The organism is uncultured Megasphaera sp. (assembly GCF_958350005.1).
Classification (GTDB): Bacteria; Bacillota; Negativicutes; order Veillonellales; family Megasphaeraceae; genus Megasphaera.
The window spans coordinates 1-7,173 of the sequence record NZ_CATWFF010000106.1 but is presented as its reverse complement, the minus strand read 5'-3'; the positions used below and the strand labels follow the sequence as shown (position 1 = coordinate 7,173).

The 7,173-nt window shown below is 54.1% G+C and carries 7 protein-coding genes; 6 read left to right on the top strand and 1 reads right to left on the bottom strand.

Annotation, left to right across the window (positions count from 1 at the left end):
- Nucleotides 1–66: 66 nt before the first annotated feature.
- Nucleotides 67–618, top strand: coding sequence for a class I SAM-dependent methyltransferase (locus tag Q3886_RS07095; RefSeq protein WP_301860584.1), 552 nt, complete (start codon nt 67–69; stop codon nt 616–618).
- Nucleotides 619–661: 43 nt separating this feature from the next.
- Here the strand turns inward: Q3886_RS07095 and Q3886_RS07090 are convergent, their stop codons facing one another.
- A complete protein-coding gene (locus Q3886_RS07090) occupies nt 662–1,399 on the bottom strand; it encodes an MgtC/SapB family protein (protein WP_301860583.1) in 738 nt (245 codons plus the stop codon).
- 136 nt (nt 1,400–1,535) lie between these two features.
- On the opposite strand from Q3886_RS07090, the gene Q3886_RS07085 reads away from it, so the two are divergent.
- The 5 genes from Q3886_RS07085 (at nt 1,536) to Q3886_RS07065 (ending at nt 7,122) form a co-directional block, all read left to right on the top strand.
- Nucleotides 1,536–2,546, top strand: coding sequence for an acyltransferase family protein (locus Q3886_RS07085; RefSeq protein ID WP_301860582.1), 1,011 nt, complete (start codon nt 1,536–1,538; stop codon nt 2,544–2,546).
- Nucleotides 2,547–2,637: 91 nt separating this feature from the next.
- Complete coding sequence (locus tag Q3886_RS07080) at nt 2,638–3,231, top strand: DedA family protein (RefSeq protein WP_301860581.1); 594 nt, start codon at nt 2,638–2,640, stop codon at nt 3,229–3,231.
- Nucleotides 3,228–4,787 (top strand): glycosyltransferase family 39 protein, encoded by a 1,560-nt coding sequence (locus Q3886_RS07075; RefSeq protein WP_301860580.1) that lies wholly within the window; start codon nt 3,228–3,230, stop codon nt 4,785–4,787. The genes Q3886_RS07080 and Q3886_RS07075 overlap by 4 nt, the downstream gene beginning before the upstream one ends.
- Nucleotides 4,788–4,799: 12 nt before the next feature.
- A complete protein-coding gene (locus tag Q3886_RS07070) occupies nt 4,800–6,410 on the top strand; it encodes a glycosyltransferase family 39 protein (protein WP_301860579.1) in 1,611 nt (536 codons plus the stop codon).
- 10 nt (nt 6,411–6,420) lie between these two features.
- Entirely contained in the window at nt 6,421–7,122 is a 702-nt protein-coding gene (locus Q3886_RS07065) for a uracil-DNA glycosylase (protein ID WP_301860578.1), read from the top strand.
- Nucleotides 7,123–7,173 lie beyond the last annotated feature (51 nt).

Genomic DNA, 7,173 nt, shown 5'->3' with positions numbered 1-7,173 from the left:
TTTTATGATATAATATAAGAGATATGTAATTGCCTGTAATTCATACGATAAAGGATGATGATTTCCATGTTGGATACACGCAGTCTGTTTTTTAAAAAATTTCTGACCGATCCCTCCGTCGTCGGAAGCTGTACACCGAGCTCCCATTACCTGGCCCGAACCATGCTGTCCCGCCTGCCCTGGAACGACCTGGATACAATCGTCGAATTAGGTGCAGGAACGGGCGTATTTACGGAATATATTGAAAGGCATCGCAAACAGAACAGCACATTCCTCATTATCGAACAGGACCCGGATATGCGGGCCTGTCTGCAGCAGCGATTTCCATCGGCTGTCTTCGGCAGTCATGCCGAGAATCTCTCGTATCTGCTGAAGTGCTGCGGCCGGTCTCAGGCCAGCTGCATCATATCGAGCCTGCCTTTTACGGTCTTTCCGGCAGACCTGCAGCATCGTATTCTGCAGCAGGCTGCGGCAGTTCTGTCTCCAGGCGGAGAATTTACGGCCATTCAGTATTCGCCGTTTCAGTACTCCCTGTTTCACCGATATTTTCCACATATTCACGTATCTTTTGAAGTACGCAATATTCCGCCGTCCTTCATTTTTCACTGCAAAAAATAAACAGCCCTGCTGACAGCACAGAGTATACGTCCTATGGTCTGTCTCACGTATTTGCCGGCCGTCCCGATGTATGGGACGGCTTCATTGTTTTTATCTCGCTGCATTCAGCCTTGCGCACGCCCCGCAGGGACATGAGGGCTGCCAGAATCTCGTCGTCATCCAGCCGGTGTACTGCTGACAGGACAAGTTCCAGCTCGGCAGCCGGCGCATCTTCCTCGCTGAGCACATGGAAAGATTCCAGCTTCAGGTGCTCTTCTTTCAGGAGATCCAGGAGCCGGCGAATCTGACCGACGCTGTTTTTCATCTCCATATGGACGGCATACTGAACGCGATGCTTGTCATGAAGCCGTAAGTCGAGACGGACAAAAACCGTAAGGACGACAAAAATCAGGACTGTGCCGGCAATGGCCGTCCCCAAATACCCGGCGCCTGTTACCAGACCGATAGCTGCTACGGCCCAGAGCCCGGCTGCCGTCGTCAGGCCGCGGACGTTGCGGGCTTTCTGATTGGCCAGAATCGTACCGGCTCCCAGAAAGCCGACGCCGGAAATGACCTGGGCTGCAATGCGTTCCGGGTCGGAATTGCGATACCCATACAGCATAAAATGATCCATGGCAATGTTGATGGACAAAATCATGCACAGGCAGGAGCCGATGCAGACCAGGATGTGGGTCCGCAGACCGGCTGCCTTATTCTGCGCCTGCCGTTCGTAGCCGATAATGGCCCCCAGTATAAGGGCTATGACCAGACGGATAATGCTGTCTGTCGTCGTAATACTCATGATAGGTGCACCTTCTTTTTATATTTTCTTTTTCAGGACTTTAATAAATTTTTATACATGTGTATTATAATATATGTCAGGCCATGAAGGAATAGATCCTGACAGAGTTTATTGTACATAGAAAGAAGGAGTTTTCATGAGGAAACGCATCCTGTTTCTCGATACTCTCAGAACCGTCATGGTTCTTCTCGGCATTGTCTGCGTCGTCCTGAGCAATTTCACGACAATCGTACAGACGCCGGAATTTGTCTGGACCCGCATCGTTCCGGCCCCGGCAGAACTGCGCAGCCCTGTAGCTGACACGATCTGCCTGCTAGCCGCCGCAGCGGTCCTGCCCGTACTTTGTTTCATCAGCGCCTATTTCGGCGCAGCATCGCTGCGCATGCACATGCTGGTTCCGTATATGAAGACGAAATGGAACCGCCTGGGCTGGCCTTTGCTGGCCGGCGTCCTGTTGTTTGGAACAGAGCTGTCCTATATTGCTTCACAGGCGTCCCCGCAGGGCCTGCGCCTGACCGTCGGCACCTTCTGGTTTCTCGCCTTGCTGCTGCTGTTTCACCTCGTACTGACAGCTGAAAAAAAATGGCACCACCTGATTCTGCGCCAGCGTCCGGCAGAAGCACCGTCGGTACTGTTCTGCATCGCCTTTTATGTGCTTCAGGGCGTCGTGTTAGCTGGTTTCTGGTATATACATGCCTACTGGATCGGCGCAGCAGCCATGCTCTTCCTCTATTTCCAGCTTGGCGTACATGCCTTCGTATACCGCTGGTTTTCGCCCAAGGGCTATACGCCGTCGCTGCGCTGGCTCGCCGCCGCCGTGCTGGCTCTGTGTGTATCGGCTGCCGTACCTTCGGCGTGGGTACTCCTCACGCCGGCTATTGCCGCTTTTCCCCTGCTCATGGGCCTGCTGGCGGCCAGTGCCGCCTGGAGCAGCAAAACCCCGCAGCGCCTGCTGCAGTTGGCGCCCTATGCGTACCCGCTGTATTTTACCAGCGATATACTGACGCAGAATGCCGCCTACTTCCTGCAGCCTCTTTCCTTTCCGGAATGGCTGAAAATCGTGCTTATTCTGGGGCTGTCGCTCATATACGGCGGTATGCTATGTAAGTATGGCCTATGCTACATTCCCTGCTTTAAAAAGAGATAAGTATATGTTATGATAACAGAGCGGCGTCCGCTGCAACGCCCTTTGCTCTGCATTAGGTTTCGTATATCGTACAAAGAACAGGAGTGCTTACATGGACACGTTATTGCAATTAATGGAATCCTACGGATATGTGGCAATGTTTATTGCCATGGTACTGGAAAATGCCAATATTCCCATTCCCAGTGAAGTCGTACTGGGTTTCGCAGGATTTCTGATTTCCCAGAACATCTTTGACTTCTGGACAACCCTCATCGTCGCCTGTGCTGCCGGCGTCGTCGGCTCTGTCATCAGTTACTGGCTCGGCTCCTACGGCGGCCGGCCGCTGCTGCTGAAATACGGCAAATATATTTTCTTCAATGAAAAGAAATTTAACATGGCCGAAACCATGTTCAACAAATACGGCGGCGCTGCCGTCCTCATCTGCCGCTGCCTGCCCGGCGTGCGCACGTTTATATCCTTTCCCGCCGGCGTAGCCCGCTATCCCTTTGGCAAATTCGTCATTTACACGATTATCGGCACCATTCCCTGGACGTGGCTTCTCGTCTGGGCCGGTTCCATTCTCGGCAGCCACTGGAAAGATCTGATCCAATATAATCATATTTTCCTTATCGCCCTGGTCGTTCTCTGCGTCCTCATTGCTGCGGCATTCTTCTGGAAACGTTCCCGGAGGAAGCTGGCAAAATGAGAAACTGGCTGGTAAAAAACCGCAGCGACCTGGCCGTCCTTTTTGTGGCAGCAATTATTTTGCTGCCTTTTTTAGGCGCTGCCCCTCTGACAGACCCGGATGAAGCCGTATACGGCCAGACGGCACGGGAAATGATGCTGGCCGGAGACTGGCTGTCGCCGCGGATTTTCGGAAACTTCTGGTACGACAAACCTCCCCTGTTTTACTGGATGGAAATGGTGTCCTATACGCTTCTGGGCATTTCCGACTGGTCGTCCCGCCTGCCCAGCGCCCTCCTGGCCTGGGGAACAGTTGTCTATCTCTATATACAGGCCCGGAACATCTTCAATAAACCCATTGCTGCCGTATCGGCCCTGATCCTGTCAACCAGCGTGGGCTTTATGTACGTCGGCAAAGCTGCTGTAACGGATATGACCCTGCTGTTCACGCTGACTGTTGTCATGGTGTCCTTTTACCGGAAGCACTACTACTGGGCCTACGCCTTCTGCGGCCTGGCCCTGCTGGCCAAGGGACCGGTGGGATATGCCTTTCCGGCACTTATTATGCTGCTGTACATCGGCCTGACACGCCAGTGGACCTTGCTGAAAACCATGAAGATTCCCCAGGGAATTCTCGTGGCCTTCCTCATTGGCCTGCCCTGGTATGTACTCATGTACCAGACTCACGGCAGCGCATTTCTCGATACCTTCATTGGCTATCATAATATTACCCGCTTTGCTGCGCCGGAACATCCGGGACAGAACAGTCTCTTCTTCTTCGTTCCCATCCTGTTTGCCGCCATGATACCGTGGACAGCTGCCCTTATTCCCGCAGTCTGTCAGGCTGTAAAGCAAAAGGATTCGTTTCGCAATGCCCGCCTGTTCTGTCTGATCTGGGCCGCCTTTATTTTTATCTTCTTTTCCCTGTCCAAGACGCAGCTCGTAACGTACATTGCGCCTATGTTCCCGCCAGTATCGCTGCTCATTGGCGCATACCTGTACCAGCTCTGGCAGCAGCGGCGCATGTCAGCCGTCGTCCTCTGCAGCGCCTATGGGCTGGCTGCTGCCGTACTGCTGTGCAATTTCATCCCCCTCAACGAAGGGGCACAGTTCTTCCAGCCCGCTATTCGCTGGAGCTCCCTGCTCCTGGGCGCCGCCTTTTTCCTGCCGGCTATTCTCTGGCAGCAGCGGCGTCCCATGCAGGCTCTGTGCACGGCCCTGGCAGCGATGACTGTCTTCTCCTGGGCTGCCTTTGGCTGGATTATTCCCAGCCTTTCCAGTCATACTACGTCCTTTGAAGCAGCCTATGTTCTTCACGACGTGTACGACGGCCGGTCGCCCCTGTACATTGAAAAGTTTCTGCGTCCTGGCCTGGCCTATTACAGCGGCCTCTACGGACAGGAATGGACGAAAGAAAAGCAGCCTGATTTTGCCGCTATCCTGCACCATCCCGACAAAACGTACATCGTCATGACCCGGTCGACGTACCAGCAGTTATGCCGCAGCGTTCCGGAGCTTCTCCAATACGGCATTGCTGCCGAACTTCCGGCTCATCTCATTCTCATCAATCATCCCTAGGAGGTAGCTGCCATGCGTCCCCGTATCCTCTTCCCGCTCATTGCCGTTGTGAGCCTCCTGTTTTTGCTGCTGGGCAACAGCGGCCTGGCTATTACGGACCCGGTCGAATCGAACTACACCCTGACTGCCAAGGAAATGGTTCTGGCCGGCGACTGGATTTCTCCCCGTATTTACGGCGTATTCTGGTATGATAAGCCTATTTTCATCTACTGGATGCTGTGCCTGTCCTACACCGTGCTGGGCATTACGGACTTTGCTTCCCGCCTGCCGGGAGCCCTGTTCGGCGCTGCATCAGCCGTGCTAGCAGCCTGGTATATGTGGCGCCGTACGGGGCGGACAGCAGCGGCACTGCTGTTTGCCGCCATGACCGTAACGTCCCTGGAAGTCTGGACCATCAGCCACTCCATCATTACGGACCAGATGCTGTTCTTTTTCACTGGCGCAACCATGTTTTTCGCCTATATTGGCCTGACTGAAGGAAAAAAAGGCTATGTCATTGCCGCCTACGCCATGGCCGGCTTTGCCGTCCTGACCAAAGGACCCGTAGGCATCGTCCTGCCCGGTCTGTTTCTCCTGATATTTGCCGGACTGCGCCGCAATATGACCTATATAAAGCGCATGTTCCCGCCTGTCGGCATTGCTGCCTTTCTGCTCATTTCCCTGTCCTGGTACGGCACGATGTACAGCCTTCACGGCATGGATTTTATCAACGGCTTTCTGGGATTTAACAACGTCGTCCGTGCTACCGTTTCGGAGCACCCGGAATTCAATGTCTGGTATTACTACATCGTCCTCGTGCCGGTAAGCCTTCTGCCCTGGACAGGGCCGTGTCTGTACGGCCTGTGGAAGCAGCGCGGCTGGAATGACGACTACGTCTACATGACCGTCTGGGCAGCAGGAACCATCCTGTTTTATACGCTTATGGCCACGAAATATCCGACCTATTCGTATATTGCCAACCTGCCTTTGCTCTACATAGGCACAGAGACAATTCTCTCCCTGTACGATCAGGACCGGCGCCGCCTGTGGACCATCGTCACCGGTCCGGCCCTGCTGTTCTGGGTTCTCTTTATGGGCGCCGCCGCCTTCGCCAAAACGCCTTTCCCCATGGGCAGCCTGACGTGGCTCATCGTCTTTCTGGGCGGTGCCATAATTCTCCTCGTCATTGCCCAGTGGCTGCGGGCTGTCCCGGCCATTCCCATCATTATTGCTGCAGGAACGGCGATTCTGTACGGCATGCTGACCTTTCAGGTGCTGCAGCCATTCTATGCCTACCGGTCTTCGGTTCCCCTCGTAATCAACAGCCCCTCCATTCCTGACAAGGTATATGTCTACGATGAATACAGCACGTCCTTTGTGTATTACACCGGGCGGACAGCTACCTATGTGGTGCCAAAAGGAAAAGAAATTCATACGCCAGGAAGCCGCAGCGCCGTGTGGGCCCAGAAATACCGCTATCCCGTTGAAACGGAAGCGGCTATTCTCCAGCGCATAGCCCAGCATCAGCCTGTATCCATTATCGTACCGAAAGGACCGTATCAGGAATTCCTCCGTTCTCCGCTGTACAAGGCTACCCGCCTCAGCGGAACATATCATCAGTTTTCCGTCTTTACGGCGCCGTAGGAGGTCTGCCATGTCTTTGCAATCGTTTATTCATTCTCTCCAACAGTACAAAGGAACCAGCGTCTTTAATCCGTGGCGCGACTATGACAAGCAATGCGATATCGGGCCTGAGGCGCCGGCCATTCGCAGCCAGCAGCTTGTGCAGTACCTGCAGCGCCGCCTGGCATCGGCCCGGTTTCTCTGCGTAGCTGAAGCAGCAGGCTATCAGGGATGCCGCTTTACAGGTATTGCCATCACCTGCGAGCGCATGTTGCTCAACGCTCACCGGCAGATTACGAGTGCCATGATACTGGGCCGGAACGGACAGCGTACAAGCCGGCCGGACTGCGTCTATATGACCAGCAATCCCCAGCGCCGGTCCGGCATGAACGAACCGACGGACACGTATGTCTGGGGAGCCATTATTGACAGCGGGCTGGTACCGGACGACATTATTCTATGGAATATCTTTCCCTTTCATCCCCACAAAGAGTCGCCCTTTACCAACCGCACGCCGGCAGAAAGGGAGTTAGTACAGGGAATTGCCTATACCCAGGCCCTCCTCGCCCTGTGCCGGCCGGACATTACCATTGCTGCCATTGGCCGCAAAGCAGCCGATACGCTGCAATCTCATCAGATTCCCTGCCAGGCTATGCGTCATCCAGCCAACGGCGGCGCCGGATTATTCCGCCGGCAGTTCGCTCAATGGACGGCTCAGCAGGCTGATGTATGAATATAACGCATCTTTTATATGCCTGTGTTTTATTATTTTCAATGTATTTTC